The 19922-nt window shown below is 61.8% G+C and carries 16 protein-coding genes, 1 tRNA gene and 1 riboswitch; of the genes, 13 read left to right on the forward strand and 4 right to left on the reverse strand.

What is annotated here, in order from left to right:
* Window positions 1–3: 3 nt before the first annotated feature.
* Window positions 4–81, reverse strand: a riboswitch (SAM riboswitch).
* Window positions 82–158: 77 nt separating this feature from the next.
* The 5 genes from ACI3KW_RS10520 (at window position 159) to ACI3KW_RS10540 (ending at window position 5079) form a co-directional block, all read left to right on the forward strand.
* Window positions 159–1271, forward strand: a complete 1113-nt coding sequence (locus ACI3KW_RS10520; protein WP_404848025.1) for a 2'-deoxycytidine 5'-triphosphate deaminase — start codon at window positions 159–161, stop codon at window positions 1269–1271.
* Between the two features lie 439 nt (window positions 1272–1710).
* Window positions 1711–2178 carry a MarR family winged helix-turn-helix transcriptional regulator gene (locus ACI3KW_RS10525; RefSeq protein WP_404848026.1) on the forward strand — a complete coding sequence of 156 codons (468 nt, stop codon included), beginning with the start codon at window positions 1711–1713 and terminating at the stop codon, window positions 2176–2178.
* Window positions 2175–3830, forward strand: a complete 1656-nt coding sequence (locus ACI3KW_RS10530; protein WP_404848027.1) for an MFS transporter — start codon at window positions 2175–2177, stop codon at window positions 3828–3830. Before ACI3KW_RS10525 ends, ACI3KW_RS10530 begins: the two co-directional genes overlap by 4 nt.
* Window positions 3831–3852: 22 nt before the next feature.
* Entirely contained in the window at window positions 3853–4902 is a 1050-nt protein-coding gene (locus ACI3KW_RS10535; protein WP_404848028.1) for an HlyD family secretion protein, read from the forward strand.
* Window positions 4903–5005: 103 nt separating this feature from the next.
* A tRNA-Gly gene (locus tag ACI3KW_RS10540) sits at window positions 5006–5079 on the forward strand.
* A gap of 194 nt (window positions 5080–5273) precedes the next feature.
* On the opposite strand, the gene ACI3KW_RS10545 is transcribed toward ACI3KW_RS10540, so the two are convergent.
* Window positions 5274–6245 carry a helix-turn-helix transcriptional regulator gene (locus tag ACI3KW_RS10545; RefSeq protein ID WP_404848029.1) on the reverse strand — a complete coding sequence of 324 codons (972 nt, stop codon included), beginning with the start codon at window positions 6243–6245 and terminating at the stop codon, window positions 5274–5276.
* A gap of 109 nt (window positions 6246–6354) precedes the next feature.
* Here ACI3KW_RS10545 and ACI3KW_RS10550 point away from each other — a divergent pair, with 109 nt between their 5' ends.
* Window positions 6355–6825 carry a RidA family protein gene (locus ACI3KW_RS10550; RefSeq protein WP_404848030.1) on the forward strand — a complete coding sequence of 157 codons (471 nt, stop codon included), beginning with the start codon at window positions 6355–6357 and terminating at the stop codon, window positions 6823–6825.
* A 313-nt stretch (window positions 6826–7138) separates the two neighbouring features.
* On the opposite strand, the gene ACI3KW_RS10555 is transcribed toward ACI3KW_RS10550, so the two are convergent.
* Window positions 7139–8020, reverse strand: a complete 882-nt coding sequence (locus ACI3KW_RS10555) for an AraC family transcriptional regulator N-terminal domain-containing protein (RefSeq protein WP_404848031.1) — start codon at window positions 8018–8020, stop codon at window positions 7139–7141.
* A gap of 135 nt (window positions 8021–8155) precedes the next feature.
* Here ACI3KW_RS10555 and ACI3KW_RS10560 point away from each other — a divergent pair, with 135 nt between their 5' ends.
* On the forward strand, window positions 8156–9127 hold the full coding sequence (locus ACI3KW_RS10560) for an aldo/keto reductase (RefSeq protein ID WP_404848032.1): 972 nt from the start codon (window positions 8156–8158) through the stop codon (window positions 9125–9127).
* A gap of 455 nt (window positions 9128–9582) precedes the next feature.
* Window positions 9583–10509 carry a LysR substrate-binding domain-containing protein gene (locus tag ACI3KW_RS10565; RefSeq protein WP_404848033.1) on the forward strand — a complete coding sequence of 309 codons (927 nt, stop codon included), beginning with the start codon at window positions 9583–9585 and terminating at the stop codon, window positions 10507–10509.
* Here ACI3KW_RS10565 and ACI3KW_RS10570 read toward each other — a convergent pair.
* Window positions 10506–10757 (reverse strand): cyclic nucleotide-binding protein, encoded by a 252-nt coding sequence (locus ACI3KW_RS10570; protein WP_113123465.1) that lies wholly within the window; start codon window positions 10755–10757, stop codon window positions 10506–10508. The genes ACI3KW_RS10565 and ACI3KW_RS10570 overlap by 4 nt on opposite strands.
* Window positions 10758–11011: 254 nt before the next feature.
* Here ACI3KW_RS10570 and ACI3KW_RS10575 point away from each other — a divergent pair, with 254 nt between their 5' ends.
* Genes ACI3KW_RS10575 through ACI3KW_RS10595 form a run of 5 tightly spaced genes read left to right on the forward strand, consistent with a single transcriptional unit; the run spans window position 11012 to window position 17972 of the window.
* Entirely contained in the window at window positions 11012–12583 is a 1572-nt protein-coding gene (locus tag ACI3KW_RS10575) for an ABC transporter substrate-binding protein (RefSeq protein WP_404848034.1), read from the forward strand.
* Window positions 12583–13530: an ABC transporter permease gene (locus ACI3KW_RS10580; protein ID WP_262169801.1), complete on the forward strand. Its 948-nt coding sequence runs from the start codon at window positions 12583–12585 to the stop codon at window positions 13528–13530. Before ACI3KW_RS10575 ends, ACI3KW_RS10580 begins: the two co-directional genes overlap by 1 nt.
* Entirely contained in the window at window positions 13527–14354 is an 828-nt protein-coding gene (locus tag ACI3KW_RS10585; RefSeq protein ID WP_404848035.1) for an ABC transporter permease, read from the forward strand. The genes ACI3KW_RS10580 and ACI3KW_RS10585 overlap by 4 nt, the downstream gene beginning before the upstream one ends.
* Window positions 14351–15958, forward strand: a complete 1608-nt coding sequence (locus ACI3KW_RS10590; protein ID WP_404848036.1) for an ABC transporter ATP-binding protein — start codon at window positions 14351–14353, stop codon at window positions 15956–15958. The genes ACI3KW_RS10585 and ACI3KW_RS10590 overlap by 4 nt, the downstream gene beginning before the upstream one ends.
* A 16-nt stretch (window positions 15959–15974) precedes the next feature.
* The gene (locus ACI3KW_RS10595) at window positions 15975–17972 is read left to right on the forward strand and encodes a CocE/NonD family hydrolase (RefSeq protein ID WP_404848037.1); all 1998 of its coding nucleotides are present in this window, start codon (window positions 15975–15977) and stop codon (window positions 17970–17972) included.
* Window positions 17973–18258: 286 nt separating this feature from the next.
* Here ACI3KW_RS10595 and ACI3KW_RS10600 read toward each other — a convergent pair whose 3' ends face one another.
* Complete coding sequence (locus ACI3KW_RS10600) at window positions 18259–19914, reverse strand: GMC oxidoreductase (protein ID WP_404848038.1); 1656 nt, start codon at window positions 19912–19914, stop codon at window positions 18259–18261.
* Window positions 19915–19922: the final 8 nt, after the last annotated feature.

The following is a 19922-nucleotide window of genomic DNA, read 5'->3' on the forward strand; positions in this document are numbered from 1 at the left end:
AGGTGGCCGGTTGAAACGGTCATTTAGCAACTTGTTTAAAGTGGCTGCAACCTGACCGGCCAAATCACCACTGGGCTGTGATCTAAGGCCAATTGCCTGTTGGCGTCAATTGCAGGGATTGCTAGGGACTAAGCCCTCGATACGCATGCGAAGGTAACATGGACAAGCAGCAGGCCTGGCCGCGGGGCGTGTTTCCGGCGCGATTGATCGAAAAGCTGGCTGGCGAAGGCGCCATCATCGCGGCGCGCCCCTTCGATCACGATCAGGTGCAGCCGGCGAGCCTCGACCTGAGGCTGGGCGATGTCGCCTATCGGGTGCGCTCCAGCTTCCTGCCCGGCCCCAGCCATTCGGTGGCCGAGCGGATCGAAGCACTCAAGCTGCATGAAATCGACCTCAAGAACGGCGCCGTGCTGGAGCGTGGTTGCGTTTATCTGGTGCCGCTGCAGGAGAGCCTGGACCTGCCGGACGCGGTCAGCGCTTCGGCCAATCCCAAAAGCTCGACGGGGCGGCTGGATGTGTTCACCCGCGTCATCGGCGATCGGGCGCGCGGATTCGACCAGATGCCGGAGGGCTATAAGGGCCCGCTTTACCTCGAAGTCAGCCCGCGCACCTTCCCGGTGCTGGTGCGGACCGGATCGCGGCTGAGCCAGATGCGGTTCCGCTCGGGCGATACGCGGCTGTCCATCGCCGAACACCGGGCGCTGCACGATTCCGACACTTTGGTGTTTGGCGGCCATTATCCGGTTGGGGAGGGCATTGCGCTGTCCATCGACCTCAAAGGCGATGGGCGCAATGGGCTGATCGGGTTCCGCTCCAAGCGGCATACGGCGGTGGTCGATGTCGACAAGAAGGCCGCGCTCGATGTGTTGGACTTCTGGGAGCCGCTGACCAATCGCGGGCGGGAAGAACTGATCCTCGATCCCGACGAATTCTATATTCTGGTCAGCGACGAGGCGGTGCATGTGCCCCCGAGCCATGCCGCCGAAATGGTGCCGTTTGATCCGCTGGTGGGCGAATTCCGCGTGCATTATGCGGGCTTTTTCGACCCCGGTTTCGGGCATTCGCCGGCTGGCGGCAGCGGCAGCCGGGCGGTGCTCGAAGTGCGCAGCCGCGAAGTGCCGTTTCTGCTCGGGCACGGCCAGACTATTGGCCGGCTGATCTACGAGACGCTGGCCGAGGCGCCGGACCGGCTTTATGGCACGGCTTTGGGCTCGAATTATCAGGCGCAGACGCTCAAACTGTCCAAGCATTTTAGGCCGTATACGCCCTAGGGGCGGCCGAGCTTTACCTTGATGGGCGGAGAGCCCCGATGCCGTTCCCTCCCCCTTGAGGGGAGGGCTAGGGTGGGGGTTCTGCACCCTCCACAAACTCCATGCCGGTGGAAAGCTCAGAACCCCCACCCTCAATCCCTCCCCTCAAGGGGGAGGGAGGCGGATCGTGGCTCTCGGACCCGGGCCTTCTTCTTCCCTCCCAGCATACGCACCGCGTTTCCCTCGGGCTTGACCCGGGGCCATTCTCAGCTTGGCGCTGGCGGGGAGAGGTCCTCGGGTCGAGCCCGAGGAAGATGCGGTGGGGAGGAAGCTGTGGGGTAAACAGGCATCCCAATTCCTGATTGCAAAGGAGCCATGCCGAAATGGGGCATGGACAGAATGCGGTATCGGGCTTACATCGCCAATATAAGTAGCATGCTACATTGTATTGGTCTACATAATGTCTCCGAACCCTAATCTGTTGCGCATCATTGGCCGGGTCGGCCGGGAATTGAGCACGGGCTTTGATGCCCAGCTCAAGAGCCTGGGCCTGACCTCGGCGCGCGCCCGCGTGCTGCTGCAATTGGTGCGCAGCCCCGAGGGGGTGAGCCAGGCGGCGGTGACGGAATTTCTCGGCGTCGAGCACCCGACGGCGGTGCGGATATTGGATGGGCTGGAAAGCCTGGGCCATATCCGCCGCGAGCCGTCGCCGCATGATCGGCGAGCCAAGCTGATCATGCTGACCGATGCCGGGCGGCCGCTGGCCGAGCAGGTTGGCGTGTTGACCGACGGGCTCAATGCGCAGTTGCTGGATGGGCTGAGCGCCGAGGACGTGGCGACCACCAATCGGATTCTGACGATATTGCTGGAGCGCATCGAGGCGCTGAAGCCGCCGGTCAGCGACGAGCTTGGGGAGCGCGTGTCGTGAACGAACCCGCTCCAATTGCTGCCGCGGCGCCTGTCGCCCCGGCCCCTGCCCCGGCTGGTCCGCCGGGCATGGCGCCCTTTGTGCCGAAATCCCCGCTGTGGAACATGGTCTATGTGATCAGCTCCATCGTGCTGGGCATTACCCAAGGGCTCGGGCTCAATCTGGTCACGGCGAACCTCACCGGCCTGCAGGCCTCGTTTGGCGCGACCGCCACCGAAATGGCCTGGCTGCCGACGGTCTATTTTGCCACCAACATGACCGGCACGATCGTCATGTTCAAAATCCGCAGCCAGTTCGGTATGCGGCGTTTTGCCGAGCTGGGCATCATTGTCTATGCACTGATCGTTCTGGCGCATCTGTTTGCCCATGACCTGCAATCGGCCATCTGGGTGCGGGCAATCATGGGGATTGCTGCGGCGCCGCTGAGCACGCTGGCCTTCTTCTACATGCTCGAATGGCTGCCGCCGGCCAAGAAGCTGACCATCGGGCTGTGCTTCGGCATGCTGGGCAGCTCGCTCTCGCTGCCGCTGGCCCGCGTCATTTCGCCGGACCTGCTCGCCATGGGCGATTGGCAGGGGCTGTATATGGTCGAAGCCGGGCTCGCTTTGGTGAGCCTCGCCATTGTGTTCCTGGTGCCACTGGTGCCGCCGCCCCGCGCCAAAGTGTTCGACAAGGACGACATAATCAGCCTGCCGCTGATGGCAACGGGCTTCGCATGCATGGCCATCGTGCTGGGCATGGGCCGGGTCTATTGGTGGCTCGAAGCGCCATGGATCGGCGTGCTGCTGGCCGTGGGCATTGGCTCGCTGGTGCTATTTTGCCTCGTCGAACTGCATCGCAAGAACCCCATTATCGACCTGCGCTGGCTGTTCAGCCGCGACATGCTGATCTTTGCGGGCTCCTTGATCGTCATCCGCCTGTTGCTGTCGGAGCAATCGGTGGGGGTGTTTGGCCTGTTCACCGTACTCAACCTGCAGAATGACCAGCTCATTGGCCTGTTCAGCATTGTCGGGGTGGCGACCTTCGCGGCCACGGCGGGACTGAGCATGGTGATGAAGCCCGCGCGCACGCCGCTGTTCCACCTGACCGCGCTGGTGCTGATCGCCATTGCCGCCTGGATGGATTCGCAAAGCACGGTGCTGAGCCGGCCCGAGCAATTCTTTGTCAGCCAGGCGCTGATCGGGATGGCGACGGGCCTGTTCCTGCCCCCGGCCATGCTGCATGGCTTTTTGCGGGCGCTGGCACGGGGGCCGCAATATATCCTGTCGTTTCTCACTGTGTTTCTGACCAGCCAGACGCTGGGTGGCCTATTGGGCTCGGCCATATTCGGCAGCTTCGTGACGCTGCGCGAGCAGTTCCATTCCAATGTGATCGCGCAAGGGATCACCCTGCTCGATCCGTTGGTGGCGCAGCGTATCCAGGCCTATGGCGGCGCCTATGCAAGGGTGCTGACCGATCCGGCGCAGCGCGATGCCAGGGGGCTGGCGCTACTGGGCCAATCCGCCACCCAGCAGGCCAATGTGCTGGCCTATAACGATTTGTTCCTGCTGATTTTCGCGGCAACGCTGGCGGCCATCGCCGTGCTGCTCACCCATTTGGCACTTGCCGCTTTGAGCAAGCCTGCCACCCCGCTCCAGGCGCAGCCCGCCTGATATCGACCTGAAAGACCAAACTATGCGTATCAAAGAACTCGTTCTGTCCAAGGCGACAATCCCGGCTGTGCTGGCTGGCCTCATCGGCATCGGCGCGGTGCTCTATGCCTGGCAATTGCCGCCCTTCACTACCAGCGTGCAGAGCACCAACAATGCCTATGTCAAAGGCCGCGTGACGCTGATTGCGCCGCAGCTGGCGGGCTATGTCGTGGCTGTGCCGGTGACCGATTATCAGAACGTGCATAAGGGCGACGTGCTGGTGCAGTTGGATGACCGCATCTATGTCCAGCAATTGGCGCAGGCCGAAGCGGCCTTGCTGCAACAGCAGAATGCGCTGGCCAATTACGACCAGAATTATGCCTCCAAGCAAGCCAGTGTCGATCTGGCCAAGGCGCAGCTGACGGCGGCGCAAGCCGCCCTGAGCAAGGCACAGGCGGATGCGGCACGCACCGATTCGCTCCTCGCCTCGGGGCTGTCGCCGCAATCGACGGTGGATCAGGTGCATTCGGCCTTGGCGCAGGCGCAATCGAGTGTCGACCAGGCCAGTGCCTCGGTCAGCATTGCCGAACAGAACCTGTCGCTGGTGGAAGGCGGCAAACCGGCGCTGGAAGGCGCGGTCAAGGGCGCCGAAGCTGCAGTGGAACTGGCGCGGATCAATATTTCCAACACACGAGTCGTGGCGCCGGTCGATGGCGTATTGGGCGAAGTCACGGCGCGCCTGGGCCAATATGTGTCGATCGGCACCCAGCTGACCTCGGTAACACCGCCCCAGACCTGGGTGATCGCCAATTTCAAGGAAACCCAGCTGGCGGGGATTGTCGTTGGGCAGCAGGCCAATATCAAGGTTGATGCACTCGGCTATGGCGCGCTGACCGGCCATATCTCGGAAATTTCCCCGGCGGCGGGCTCGGAATTCAGCGTGCTGAAGCCCGACAATGCCACCGGCAATTTCACCAAGATCGCCCAGCGCATCCCGGTGCGGATTGAATTGGACGAGGGCCAGGACCTGGCGGCGCGGCTATTGCCGGGCATGTCGGTGGAGGTTTCGGTGGATACAGCAACGACGCTTTAGTGCGTGCCCTGGGGCGGGGCTTGCAATCTCTTGACGATCGCAAGCCCTAGCCTGCAGCACCCGCTTGACGGCGCCAGCGATTTCCAGCATCTAGAACCCCGTTGCGGGTGTATCTCAATGGTAGAGAAGCAGCTTCCCAAGCTGATGACGAGGGTTCGATTCCCTTCACCCGCTCCAGCGGCCTGTCTGACTAGGGCCGTCGCAGTCCAAAACCTCCAAAGAAAATCAGGAAAATAGGTCTGCTGCGCCCTTGCGCACGCGTACCGCGCAAAATGGCTAAAATGGCGCGCAGCCTGGCCGCTGTCGGCCTCAATTCGGGCGTTCCGTGCAGAAGATCGAAATCTGCCGTTCGCCATGCGCCTTCCTCTGGCTCAGCACTTATAGATGTCTGCAAGTGCGCCAATAACGTGGGTCATTTCAGCTCGAAGTTCGGGCGGCCCAATTACCTCCAGTTCTCTACCAAAGCGCAGCAGGTCCATGGCGGCGTGCGCTATGGAACCTACCGACACTGAAACCTGCTTCCAGCCCCGCGCATCGGCTTGCTCCGAGATCACAGCACCGGTGCGGATATAGGGAGGCAGAAGCTCCTCCATTAAGTCCAAGCCACGAGGCGAGAGACGAACTTCTGCCCGGTTTGGATGAAGATCCGCTTCGTATCGCCGAATGCTCTCTGTCCAATATGCTTCAAGGTTGAAAGCCATTGGATATTCAAAACGCCCATCCAGCACAGTCATCTTGCCAATTCGCGAAATACGGAAAGTGCGGATGTCATTGTGAACTTGAGCGACCAAATACCAGGCACCACCTTTCAACACGACCCCAAGGGGCTCAACTCGCCTCTCCTCGTCGGTCGTTCGGCTCTGGTATTGCATGCGTATCGGGTGCTGGTTCCACACCGCATCGGCAATTGCTGGGAGGATGTCCAGAGTCTCGGGTTCTGCGAACCAAGCTGGCGCATCAAAGTGGAAACGGGCCTTCATCGCGCCGGACCGCATGGCCTCTGGCAGCGCAGCTACAAGCTTTGCACGCGCGCTTGCCGCAACAGCACCCATTCCCAGATCGGCGGCCTGTCGGGTGAGACCGGCGAGAAACAGTGCGTCGGCCTCCGTCGAGGACAAGCCATTTAAACGAACCCGATAGCCGTCGAGCAGGCGATAGCCGCCATTGCTCCCCTGTACGCTGTAAACGGGGATGCCTGCTGCACTTAACGCGTCCACATCCCTGTAGATCGTTCGCAGGGATACCTCGCACTCATCGGCAAGCGCCTGTGCGGTAACGTGTCCTTTGGCTTGAAGCGTGGTCAGGATCGATGGAAGGCGGCTTGCTCGCATGAAAAAGAGCATAAACCAACCTGACACAAGTTGACAGGTATGGCGGGCTAAAGTCTCGCCGTCGATCAGGGGCAGTCACACAATGCCCACCCGCCCTGTCTCGGAATCCCTAAGGAAAATCATGTCACGCGCTATCAAGCACCTGCTCATTGGAGGACTAATTATCATGGCAATATCGACTGCAACGACGGCGCAGGAGCTAACCATCATCAACCCGCCGGCACTGGGAGACCCTACGCCGAACGGCTACAGCACCGCGGTGATCCTGCCTGCCAATGCACGGGTGGCTTATATCTCCGGTCAAGGCGGCCAAGACAGCACGGGAGGTTTGTCACCCGACTTCGCAGCTCAGGTTGAGCAGGCATATGCAAACCTTGGTGCCGCGCTTGAAGGAATTGGCGCCAGACCGGATCAGGTCGCCAAGCTTACGGTTTTCGTGGTCGATCACGACATGTCCAAGCTCGGAGTGCTGACACAGAACGTCACCGCCATGTTTGGCGATAGGCTACCGGCGCAGACACTGGTTCCTGTTCCCAAGCTCGCAATTGCCGCCATGCTCTTTGAGGTCGAGGCAATCGTCGTTCTGGAATAGAGATTGGCGGACTGGTCACGGTGGCTGAACACGCGACCAACTTCTTTTAACACGACGGTGGGGCGGCTGATTCCGATAGTTAGACCGAAAGCTCCCCGTCCGTTTCCCACCCTGCCCCGACTCGCATCTCCCGGCACGTGGCGAATGGGGGCATGGGCAGCTGAAAGTGCAGGAATCACGGCTCAACAAGGAATGGCAGCGGCAGGCGCAAAATGGCGGTCCGCTCGGCGAGCTTTCGCCTAAATCGCCGTTCGCAGCGCGCGGGCAAAATCCTGTAAGCTCCCGTGGTTTGCGAACGAGATAATGCTGGGCTTTATGGATCGGCTTCAACGATCGACTGCAAGGTGTCCGCGTCGCGACGTGGTGGCGCGCCGAACAGTCTTTTATACTCACGCGAGAACTGAGACGCACTTTCATATCCAACGGCGTAGGCCACGCTGGCTGCCTCGGCATGTTCAGTCACTAGGCGCCGGCGCGCCTCGTGCAGCCGAATATGCTTCTGATACTGCAGCGGGCTGACGCCGGTCACCGCCTTGAAACGGCGATGAAACACCGACACGCTCATGCCGGCGACCGCCGCCATGGCATCGATGCTGAGATGGTCGGCATAATACTGGCGAACAAAGGCCATGGCCCGCCGGATATGGGATAGCCTTGTGTCCGCGCCGGCAATCTGGCGCAGCAAGGCACCATGCGGGCCCATCAGCAGCCGGAACATCAGCTCATGCTCGAGGTGCGGCGCGAGGACCGGTATCTCGTCGGGTCGGTCCAGCAGGCTGACGAGCCGGCGCCAGGCATCGAGCAGCGCAGGCCCCGCCTTGGCGACGCCGAAGCCCGAGCCGATGGCGGGCTCAGCAAGCGCGTTCATTTCGAGCAGGATCGACGAGATCACGGCGGGGTCGAGAAAGAGATTGAGCGCCAGATAGGGCTCGTCGGTGGATGCCTCGCAAACCTGTCCCATGGCCGTCAGTTCGGCAGCCACCACCATGCATTCGCTTGGGCCATATTCCAGCACGCCATCGCCGATAAACGTGCGCTTGCGGCCCTGCAGAACGAGGCAAACGACCGGCTGATAAATCAGGCCGGCGGCGTCGGTGGGATTATCGATGCGATAGATATGAAGCCGCGGCATTGCCGGGTGGGGCGCGCCGGCATGGCGCTGCGCAATGGTGCGAATATCGTCCAGGTCTGTCATGGCGCTATTCCACGCTTCTTGCCTCAAAAGGTCAAGCAATCAGCAGGATCAGGCAATCATTTGGGACCATCAGACATCCAGCCGGCAACCGGTCGTACCTACATTCCGGCGGCACACGCAGGAAAGGATATTGCGATGCAGAAGCGCAAACTCGGCAAGAACGGACCGGAAGTATCAGCCATCGGCTACGGCGCCATGGGGTTTCATCTGGCTTATGGCGCGGCCGACACGCAAGCCGGCCTCGACCTCATCAAGCGCGCCTATGATCTGGGCGTTACCTTCTTCGATACCGCCGAACTCTATGGCCGGGGCGAGAACGAGAAGTTCATCGGCGAGGCGGTGAAAGGCTTTCGCGACGATATCGTTATCGCCACCAAATTCGGCTTCACCTTCGAGGATGGCAATTACGGCGCCAACAGCCAGCCGGACCATATTCGCCAGGTGACGGAAAACAGCCTGCGCTATCTTGGCGTCGAGCAGATCGACATTCTCTACCAACACCGCGTCGATCCCAATGTGCCGATCGAGGACGTCGCCGGCACCGTCAAAGACCTGATCGCCGAAGGCAAGGTCAAGTATTTTGGCCTCAGCGAAGCTGGACCGCAGACCATTCGCAAGGCTCACGCCGTGCAGCCGGTGACGGTTCTGCAGACCGAATATTCCGTCTTCGAACGCGAAGTCGAAGCCATACTGCCCACGATACGCGAACTGGGCATCGGCTTCGTTCCCTATTCGCCGCTGGGTCGCGGTTTCCTCACCGGCACTGTCAAGCCGGCCGCCGAATATGAAGCGAGCGACATGCGCCGGTATGACCCACGTTGGCAGCCCGGCAATTTCGAAAAGAACCTCGATGCCGTCCGACAACTCGGCGCTCTGGCCCAGTCAAAGGGCATCACGGCGTCCCAGCTAGCCCTCGCTTGGCTGCTGGCGCAAGGCGACGACATCGTGCCGATCCCCGGCACACGTCGGATCGAGCGACTGGAGGAAAACCTGGCGGCCGCTGACGTCACGCTGTCTGACGATGACCTTGTCCGCATAGGGAGCATCCTGCCGGATGGCGCTTTCGGGGCGCGCTACGCCGGCGATATGGTCCCAGACTGGATTTAACAGACATGGGTGGCCGGCATTGCTGACCACCCATCATTGCTGGCATCACGGGAATGTTCTGCTGCAGCGGGATGTCCAGATTCAGACATTCCGCTGTGTACCCCATTTCGGCTGTGCGCGGCGGTTAGGGAGGAGCAACGCGACCGCCGTCCCACGCGGTCGTCACCTCGTCCCTCCAATATCCCCTCCGAAGGGCCGCAACCGCCCACAATGTCGGCGTCAACCTCGGCTGCCATCTCTTCGCGCAGCTGGCGCCATCGGGCCACTGGCCTAGCAACTGCAACCTTCCCGTCGATTCCTGCAACGGCTGACATGTGGAATTCGGCATTGCGGTTGCGCCCGACTGAGTGAATATGACTGTGGTTTGAGATGTTCCGGCGGATGTGTTCTCCGGGACCTTCTTGGCGCGCCAGATAATTTGGACGGTCGCAAATGGCAGTTAATTCAGGATCGTCGTGCCTTCCATCCGAGACCAGGCTAACGCCATTCCGATGACGCGAAGCCGTGCGCTGCCGCCGCTCAATTCTCTTGTGGTGTTCGAGGCTGCGGCGCGCATGGGCAGCTTCTCGCGCGCCGGGCATGAGCTGGGCCTGACGCAGAGTGCGGTCAGCCGGCAGATCGGCAAGCTTGAGGCCTATATCGGCTCCAAGCTGTTCGTACGCGCCAGCCATGGTGTGCAGCTCAGCCCGATCGGGGAGGCCTATGCGGTCGATATTGGCAAGCTGCTTGGGGAAGTGGCGGCGGTCACCGAGGGCGTGCGCAGCTGGAGCGGACCGCGCCAGGTCACCATTGCCTGCTCGCGCGGCATCGCCGACCAATGGTTCATGCCGCGCCTGACCCGGTTGCGGCAGGAAGTACCGGGGCTCGAATTGCGGCTCAAGGTGACCGACGACATCGTGCATTTGCGGCTCGATGAATTCGATCTGGCGGTGTTCTACCGCAGCGAGCGGCCGGTCGGGGTCAATCTGATCGTGCTGGGGCGTGAGGAGATCGTGCCAGTCGCCGCGCCCAGTCTGCCGCGGCTCGATAGCGTGGCCGACCCGGTGATTATCGGCATCGAGGATTCCATGCGCGAATGGCAGGATTGGCCGCAATGGTGGCGCGATGCGGGGCTTGAGCCTCCTCCCGATGCACGGCGCTGGCTGCTGGGCGATTATGGGCTATGCGTGGCGGCAGCCATGCAGGGCGTTGGCTATGTGCTGGGCTGGACCTGGCTGATCCGCGAGCAATTGGAGGCCGGCACGCTGGTGCCGATGCACGACCATTGGATGCAGTCCGAAGGGCGGTTCTATCTGATGCGCCCGGCCGACCGGCACCAGCGCCGCATCGTGCGGGAAGTCTCGGACTGGCTCATAGCCAACAATGTGAGCAATGACCGCTAGATCGCGCTGCGGCGCTTGAGCTGGCCATGTACGAAGCCGACCACGGTGAAGACGAGCCAGGCGATCTGCGTCAGGAAGGAGCCGAGGTTGAAATCCCACATCAGGGAATAGATCAGCGCCAAGCCCCCGATGATATTGAGCGCGGCATAACGGCCATCCTCGATGGTCAAAATACGCAGCTGAATCAATGCGTAGCCAGCCAGATAGGCAACGGCGCCGACGAGACCTACGATTGTCGCAAGCTCCATCTCAAATGCTCCAGAGCGCGGCCATGCAATGGTCGCGAAGATGATCGACAACGCCCTCGAAACCCCTCCCGGGAGCTCGAAGCGAAGTGCCATTTAGCGACGGGGCTCGGCAAAGTATGCACGCTGTATTCTGATGGGGGTATGATTTTAAATCATACCGGGATGGCGCTTTTGCCGACTAGTATTTCAGCCACGGGAACCCCAGCCCGCGTCCTTTGACGGGGCGCGGCTGATCAATCAAGCAAGGTGAATATATGTCGCAGCAGACGCGTTCGTTCGACTTGAGCCGCCGCCAGTTCATGGCAGGCGCCGCCGGACTGGGCCTGACCACTCTGGCCTCGGGGCTGATCGTACCATCGGCCATGGCCCAGGAAGCTGCACCGCGTCGTGGGGGCGTGTTGAAGATGGGCATTGGCGGGGGTTCGACCACCGACAATTTCGATATTCGCGTGCTCAATGACTGGGTGCCGGTGAACCAGGCCTATATGGTGTTCAACGGTCTGGTCGAAATCGACAAGGACAATCGCGTCCGCCCCGAGTTGTTTGAAAGCTGGGAGCCGTCTGCCGACGCCAAGGAATGGACCTTCACGATCCGCCAGGGCGTGACCTTCCACAATGGCAAGACCATGACGGCCGAGGACATCCTCTATTCGCTGAACTTGCATCGCGGCGCCGATACGACTTCGGCCGCCCGCTCGACGGCAGCCCAGTTCGCCGATGTGGTCAAGGTGTCCGATACCGAGATCAAGTTCGTGCTCGAAAGCGGCAATGCCGATCTGCCCTATATTCTGTCGGACTACCACTTCCTGGTCGTGCCGGAAGGCTTCACCGACTGGACCAAGCCGATCGGCACCGGCCCCTTCGTGATGGAAAGCTATGATCCAGGCGTGCGTGCGCGCTTCACCCGCAATGAAAGCTATTGGAAGCCCGATACGGCCTGGGTCGATGCAGTGGAAGTCATCGTCATCAACGACATTGCCGCCCGCACCAATGCGATGATGAGCGGGCAGGTGCATGCCATCAACCAGCTCGATTTCAAGACCGTCGACCTGCTCAAGCGCAATCCTAACCTGACCGTGGTGCAGTCGGCCGGTGGCCAGCACTTCACCTTCCTGATGGATTGCACCCAGGGCGTCTACGCCGACAATAATGTGCGCATGGCGATCAAATATGCGATCGACCGTGAGCAATTGCTGGCAACCGCCCTGCGCGGCTATGGCCAGCTGGGCAACGACCATCCAATCCCGGTCACCGACCCGTTCTACGCGATGGACCTGCCGCAGCGCGCCTATGATCCGGAAAAATCCAAGTTCTACCTCAAGCAGGCCGGCATGGATAAGCTCGACATCGAGCTGTCGGCATCGGACGCGGCGTTCTCGGGCGCCGTCGACGCGGCGGCCATTTTCCAGGGCAGCGCTGCTGCCTCGGGCATTAACCTCGCCATCAAGCGCGAGCCGGCCGACGGCTACTGGTCCAATGTGTGGATGAAGGCGCCGTTCTCGATGGGTTACTGGGGTGGCCGCCCCACTGCCGATCAGATGCTGACCATTGCCTATTCCTCCACCTCGTCGCAGAACGACACGCATTGGAAGAACGAGTCGTTCGATACCAAGCTGACCGAGGCGCGCGCCCTGCTCGATCCGACCAAGCGCAAGGAAATCTATGCCGAATTGCAGCAGCTGGTATCCGATGATGGCGGCGCACTGATCCCGATGTTCGGCGATTATCTCGACGCCGTATCAACCAAGCTCAAGGGCGTAACCTCCCACCCCATGTTCAATCTTATGGGTGCGCGGCTGGCTGAAAAGGTCTGGCTGGAAGCATAATGATCACACTCATCCTTAAGCGTCTCACGCTTGGGATCCTGACGCTCCTGCTGGTGTCCGCGTTGATTTTCGCGGGCACCCAGCTCCTGCCGGGCGACGTTGCTTCCGCAATTCTCGGACAGAATGCGACGCCGGAATCCCTGGCTGCTCTCCGAACGGATCTCGGCCTCGATCTGCCCGCATGGCAGCGCTATGTCTCCTGGCTTTCCGGCTTTGTCACCGGGGACCTCGGCATGTCGCTGGCCAATCGCCAGCCTGTCGCCGATCTGCTCTGGCCGCGCTTCGGCAACACGATGGCGCTGGCCGCCTATGCCGCCATTGTCAGCGTGCCAGTGGCCGTGCTGCTGGGGCTGGCCGCTGCGGTCAAGCGTGGTGGATTGTTTGATCGCACCATCAATATCGTGGCGCTCGGTTTTGTCTCGCTGCCCGAATATTTCCTGGGCCTGCTGCTGATCCTCTTCCTCTCCGTGCAGTTCAATCTGTTGCCCAGCCTTGCCGATACCTATGCCGGCATGAGCTTTGGCGATTGGCTGCGCGCCACGACCTTGCCGGCGCTGACGCTGGTGCTGGTCACGGTGGCGCAGATGATGCGCATGACGCGCACCGCCGTGCTGTCGGTGATGGACCAGGCCTATGTGGAAACCGCTTTCCTCAAGGGCCTGCGCACCAAGCGCGTGGTGCTGCGCCATGCGCTGCCCAATGCGGCGGCGCCTATCGTCAATGTGGTGGCGTTCAACATTGCCTATCTCATCACCGGCGTCGTGCTGGTGGAGGCGATCTTCAATTATAACGGGCTGGGGCGCTTTATGGTCGATGCCGTCGCCAAGCGCGATCTGCCGCTGGTGCAGGCCGCTGCCATGGTGTTCGGCGCCGCCTATGTCATTCTCAACAGCATCGCCGATATCGCCGCGATCGCGCTCAACCCGCGTCTGAGGCACCCACGATGACCCGCACACTCAAGGCTATTCCCTTCTCGGCCTGGCTGGGCCTGTTTATCGTTACGGCAAACCTGCTGGTCTTCCTGCTCGGGCCCGCTCTGGCGCCTTATGGACAGAACCAAATCGTCGGCTCGCCGTTTGATCCGCCATCGGCGCAATATTGGTTCGGGCTCGACCAGAATGGGCGCGACCTGTTCTCGCGGCTGCTGGCCGGGGCGCAGATGTCGATTGGCGTGTCGCTGGCGGCGTCGCTGATTTCGTTCTGTATCGGCATTCCGCTGGGCTTTATCGCGGCCATTTTTGGCGGCTGGATCGATACGGTGCTGTCGCGCGTGGTCGACACGGTGATGTGCATTCCGGTGCTGATTTCGGCGCTGGTGGTGTTGCAGGCTTTGGGCTCGTCCCTGCCGGTGCTGATCATCACCATTGCGCTGCTCGACAGCACCCGCGTGTTCCGCCTGGCGCGCGTCGTTGCCCAGGGCATCAGCGTGCTCGAATATGCCGAAACCGCACGGCTGCGCGGGGAAAGCCTCGGGTGGCTGATCACGCGGGAAATCCTGCCCAATGCGCTGCCGCCGCTGATTGCCGAATTCGGCATGCGTTTCTGCTTCACCTTCCTGTTCGTGGCGGGCCTCTCCTTCCTCGGCCTGGGCATCCAGCCGCCGTTTGCCGATTGGGGTGGGATGGTCAAGGATAACCAGCAGGCCATTCTTTATGGGCTTTATGCGCCGCTGTTCCCGGCTGCCGCGATTGCGCTGTTGACCATTGGCGTCAACCTGGTGGTCGATTGGCTACTGTCGGGCCATGGCACCACCCAGGGAGCCGACCGATGAACAATGTGCTGACCATTCGCGGCCTCAAGGTCGCGGCGCCCAATGGGGCCATCCTGGTTGATGGCATCGATGTCGATCTGGCGCCCGGCGAAGTGCTGGGGCTGATCGGGGAATCGGGCGCGGGTAAATCCACCATCGGGTTGGCCGCCATGGGCTATGGCCGGGGCGGCTGCAGAATAGTGGGGGGCAGCATCGATATCGGCGGCACCTCGCTAATGGAGGGCACCCGCAGCACCCGCGAGGCCATTCGCGGCGCCCGCATCGCCTATGTCGCGCAAAGCGCGGCGGCGGCGTTCAACCCGGCCATTCGCATCGGCCAGCAGATCATCGAGGGCGCGCTCTATCACGGCCGTATGAGCCGGGCCGAGGCCGAAGCCTGGAAGCTCGAGCTGCTCAAGACGCTGCAACTGCCCAATCCCGAAACATTTGGCGAGCGCTATCCGCACCAGGTCTCGGGCGGGCAATTGCAGCGCGCCATGGTGGCCATGGCGATGTCGTGCCGCCCCGATATTCTGGTGCTGGACGAGCCGACCACCGCGCTGGACGTCACCACCCAGATCGAAGTGCTGGCGCTGCTACGCCAACTGATCCAGCGCTATCAGACTGCCGCGCTCTACATCACCCACGATCTGGCCGTGGTCGCCCAGATTGCCAATCGCATCATGGTGCTGCGCCACGGCAAGCTGGTGGAAGAAGGCACGGCCGAGCAGGTGCTTGAGGCCCCGCGCGAGGATTATACCAAGAGCCTAGTCGCTGAGCGGCACGGCAATCTGGCCGGCGAGATGGTGCGCCACGAGGCCGGCGAAGTCCTGCTCGAGGTTAGCAATATTCGCGCCTATTACGGCAAGACGGCCGTGCTGGACGATATTTCCTGCCAGGTGCGGCGTGGGGAAACGCTGGCCGTGGTGGGGGAATCCGGCTCCGGCAAATCCACGCTGGCCCGCGCCATTGCGGGCCTGCCGCCCCATGCCTCGGGCATGATCAGCCTGGATGGCAGGCGGCTGGAGCGGTCCTACAAGAACCGCACACGCGAGGAACTGCGCCGCATTCAACTGGTCTATCAACTGCCCGACGTGGCGCTCAATCCGCGCCAGAGCGTGGGCGAGATCATCGGAAGACCGATGGAATTCTATTTCGGCATGCAGGAAATCCCCCGCAAGGCGGAAGTCGCGCGCCTGCTCGATCTGATCGGGCTGCCGCAGGACTTCGCCGAACGCCTTCCCGACGCCCTGTCGGGTGGACAGAAGCAGCGCGTCTGCATTGCCCGCGCGCTGGCGGCCAAGCCGGACCTGATCATCTGCGATGAGGTCACTTCCGCGCTCGATCCGCTGGTGGCCGAGGACATCTTGCGGCTGCTCCGGCGGCTACAGGACGAATTGGGGCTGTCCTACCTCTTCATCACCCACGATCTTGGCGTGGTGCGGCGGCTCGCCGACCGGACCCTGGTGATGCAGCGCGGCAAGATCGTCGAGCAGGGGCCGACGGCTGAAATCTTCCAGCCGCCCTTCCATCCCTATACCGAAGAGCTGGTGACCTCGGTGCCGGAACTCCGCCGGGACTGGCTCGACACAATTCTGGCCAAGCGCCAGCTGGCAAAAGCCTGAACTTTCTGGACCATCCATGACCATCCGTATTCAAGAGCATATCTGGATCCCCATGAGCGACGGCACGCGCCTGGGCGCGCGTCTCTGGTTGCCGGAGGATGATGCCAAGGTTCCGGCCGTGCTCGAATATATCCCCTATCGCAAGCGCGACGGCACACGCGGGCGCGACGAACCCATGCATGGCTATTTCGCCCAGAATGGCTATGCCGCCATTCGCGTGGATATGCGTGGCACTGGCGAATCCGATGGTCACATGGCCGACGAATATCTGGCCCAGGAACAGGACGACGCGCTTGAAGTGATTGCCTGGATCGCGGCACAGCCCTGGTGCGACGGCAATGTCGGCATGATGGGCAAGAGCTGGGGCGGCTTTAACGGGCTGCAGGTGGCCGCGCGCCGCCCGCCCGCGCTCAAGGCCATCATCACCGCCTATTCGACCGACAATCGCTATACCGACGACATCCACTATATGGGCGGCTTGCTGCTCAACGATAATCTGTGGTGGGGCACGATCATGCTGGCCTACCAGTCGCGGCCGCTTGATCCCGAAATCGTGGGCGACAGCTGGCGGGCAAGCTGGCTGGAGCGGCTGCAAAAGCTGCCCTTCTTCCCCGCGCTGTGGCTGGAACACCAGCGCTATGACGCCTATTGGCAGCATGGCTCGGTCTGCGAGGATTTTTCCGATATCGAAGTGCCAGTGCTGGCCATTGGCGCCTGGGCCGACAGCTATACCAATGCCGTGCCGCGTCTGCTCGAAGGGCTCAAGACGCCGCGCAAGGCGATCATCGGGCCATGGGGCCATATCTATCCGCATGACGGCGTGCCGGGCCCGGCCATCGGGTTCCTGCAAGAGGCCGTGCGTTGGTGGGACCATTGGCTCAAGGGTCGCGACACCGGCGTGATGAACGAGCCCGATCTGCGCGCCTATATTTCGGACAGCGTCGCGCCTGAAGGCACCCGTAATTTCACCCCCGGCCGCTGGGTCGGGGAGGCGCAATGGCCTTCGCCTGAGATTGGCACGACCGGCTTCCAGCTGGGCGCTGACCATGGCCTGCACACTGGCACGGCTCCGGCCGGGCAGCTGTCGATCTGCTCGCCGCAAAGCCATGGCAAAGCAGGTGGCGAATGGATGGGCACGGGATGCGTGGGTGAACACCCCACCGACCAGCGGCTCGACGATGGCGGCGCGCTGGTGTTTGACACGCCTATTCTGGCCGATGCGATTGAAGTGCTGGGCGCTCCGGTACTGCGGCTGAAGCTGAGTTCAGACAAGCCGGTGGCACAGGTCTCGGTGCGCCTCTCCGATGTGCGGCCCGATGGCAGCGTGATCCGGGTCAGCTATCAGGTGCTCAACCTCACCCACCGGGACAGCCACGCCGAACCGACGCCATTGGTGCCGGGCCGGGCCTATGATGTCACCGTCAAACTCAATGATTGCGGCTATCGCTTCCCCGCGGGCCACCGCATCCGCGTATCCATCGCCACGGCCTATTGGCCCATGGTCTGGCCATCGCCGGAAGCGGCAACGCTCACCATCGACACCGCCACCAGCCGGCTCGATCTGCCCACCCGCAGTGACACAGGCGACGGGGCTGTCAGCTTCGCGCCGCCCGCGCATGGCCCGGCCACCCCGCTCACCCAGCTCGATCCGGGCAGCGTCAAGCGCTGGTCCAGCCAGGATCACGTTGCGGGCACCACCACCTATGTCACCGAAGGCATTGGCGGCCTGTTCGGCGAGGGCATTCTGCGCTTTGACGACATCGGCACCGAACTCAGCCATAGCCTCAAACGCGAGCTGACTATCGCCGACAATGACCCGCTCAGCTCCCATTACAAGCTCATCCAGAGCTATGAAATGGGCCGCGATGGCTGGCGCACCAAGGTCGATACGGTGACCGAAATGCACTCGGACCTGACCAATTTCTATATTCGCGGCGAACTCACAGCTTCGGAAAACGGCGCCGTCGTTGCCACAAGAAATTGGGATCAGGTGGTAAAGAGGGATGGGCTATAGCTGTTTCGCGCAATGAACTCGCTAGCCTGAGCCGATCCCGAGAACGCGGCGACCAGCTTCCGACGCCATTCCGGGCGTTCGGACCATCTGCTGCACTGCCGAAAGCGGGCGTTGACCAGGGGCTAATCGATTTCGACGACCGCGCCGGAGACCAGTCGAGGATGGTGGAGATGATCTCCCCGTGTACCCCAATCAAGATACACACGTGCCCAGGCGGTCATTGCTGCTCAGGATCGTTCACATTTAGAACTGACTAGGCGCAGTCACCCGCCGCGCGCGTGCTTTTTTAGAGGGTCAGCGGCGCCCCGGTGGCCTTGAGATGATCGGCTAGGCGGAGCGTCAGGGCAATCATGGTCAGCGTGGGGTTGGCATAGCTGCCGGTGGGGAACACCGAGCCACCGGCAATATAGAGATTGGCAATGCCGTGCACTTTGCCATCGGGATCGACCACACCCTGACTCGGGTCTTCGTGCATACGCGTCGTGCCCATATTATGGTGCAGGCTGAGACCGACACTGTTGTTGATATTCTCCAGCTCCAGCCGCCCCAACCCCACCGCCGCCAGCTGGCGCACCAGGATCCCATGAGCACGATGAATGCTGTCCTTGTCCGAGCCAGCCCAATGCACGGTGAGCTTAGGCTGATTTGAGCCGAGCGGGTCCCGCCGCTGACTGAGCGTGATCCGATTGTCCGGATTGGGAGATTGCTCGGTCTGGCTGATGAGTTCGAATTTGTCGTAGCGCTTCTCGTTGCCCGCCTGGCTCGACCAGCCGCCACGGCTCAGGCTGGGAAACAGATGATCCCGGCGGACGGCATGCTTGTAATAATCCAGCACGAAGTCATCGAGATTGCCGGCAAAGTCGGCCACAAGCCTGGCTGCATTGGTCGGCACCCGACGCTCCCGCATGGCCTGGCGGAGTTCGCGTACGGCTACATGCGCAGGCGATTGCTGGCGGCGGGTCCGCGGAAAAAGCAGCGTGGCAAATCCAAGAAGCTGCTGGCGCCGCCGGGCTTCCTCGGCAAAGGTCAGCCTGCCCATTACGGTCAGCTTGTCGAGATAGCGCATGTCATAGAGCGCGTGGGTGGAAAATGCACTCTGCTCATAGGGGTACAGGAAACCCGTGCGGATGATGGGATGATCCATGAAAAACCGGCCGACCAGATCCTTGCCGTTGCCAAGGCCGGCTTTCTGCACACGATTGGATGCCAGCAGCAGTCGGGCGTTCTCGATAGCGCCCGTAGCAAGAACATAGCGCCTGGCTTTGACAGCATAGCGCTGACCCGACAATGCGGCCACCCGCAGCCCCGTTATTTCGCCGGCATTGTGGCTGGCCTCAATCTCAAGAACATTGGCATAGAGATAGACCGTAATGTTCGACGCCCCTTCGAGCGCCATGCGCCCATCACCAAAAAATCGGGCGCTGGGACCAAATTTGAACATTGTAGTTTCAAGTTCGCTGCCGGCAAACGGCAGGCGCCGGGAAAGCCTCTCCTCCCAGCTATCGGCCGAATAGTCGAGCGATCCGATGCCACAAATATCGGATGCACGCTGGTAGAAAGGGTCCAGATGCTCGCGCGAAAAAGGCCATCCGCTATGGACCAGCCAGTCGCGCTTTTCGAAGTCGATGGCCTCGAAAGGGGCATGCCGCACGCCATGCTGGGCATAATCCTCCACTTGTACGTTCCAGGCATTGGACAGGCCGCCGAACTGGCGCCGGCGCATGCGTGAAAGACTGACGAACCGATCGCCCTGACTTTCTCCGGCGGCGAGAGACTGCGTCGGCGCATCAAGTTCGACGCCGCCGCTTTCCAAGACGCAGACCCGGAGCTGAGAACCAATGAATTCACGTGCCAGCGAGAGGCCAACCGGTCCGCTGCCGACGATGCACAGATCGAACTCGACGGTGGACCCATCCGGCAGATGGCGGATATCTTCTAACATGTGGCAAT

The sequence above is a fragment of the Devosia sp. ZW T5_3 genome, assembly GCF_044987315.1.
In the GTDB taxonomy this organism is placed as follows: domain Bacteria; phylum Pseudomonadota; class Alphaproteobacteria; order Rhizobiales; family Devosiaceae; genus Devosia.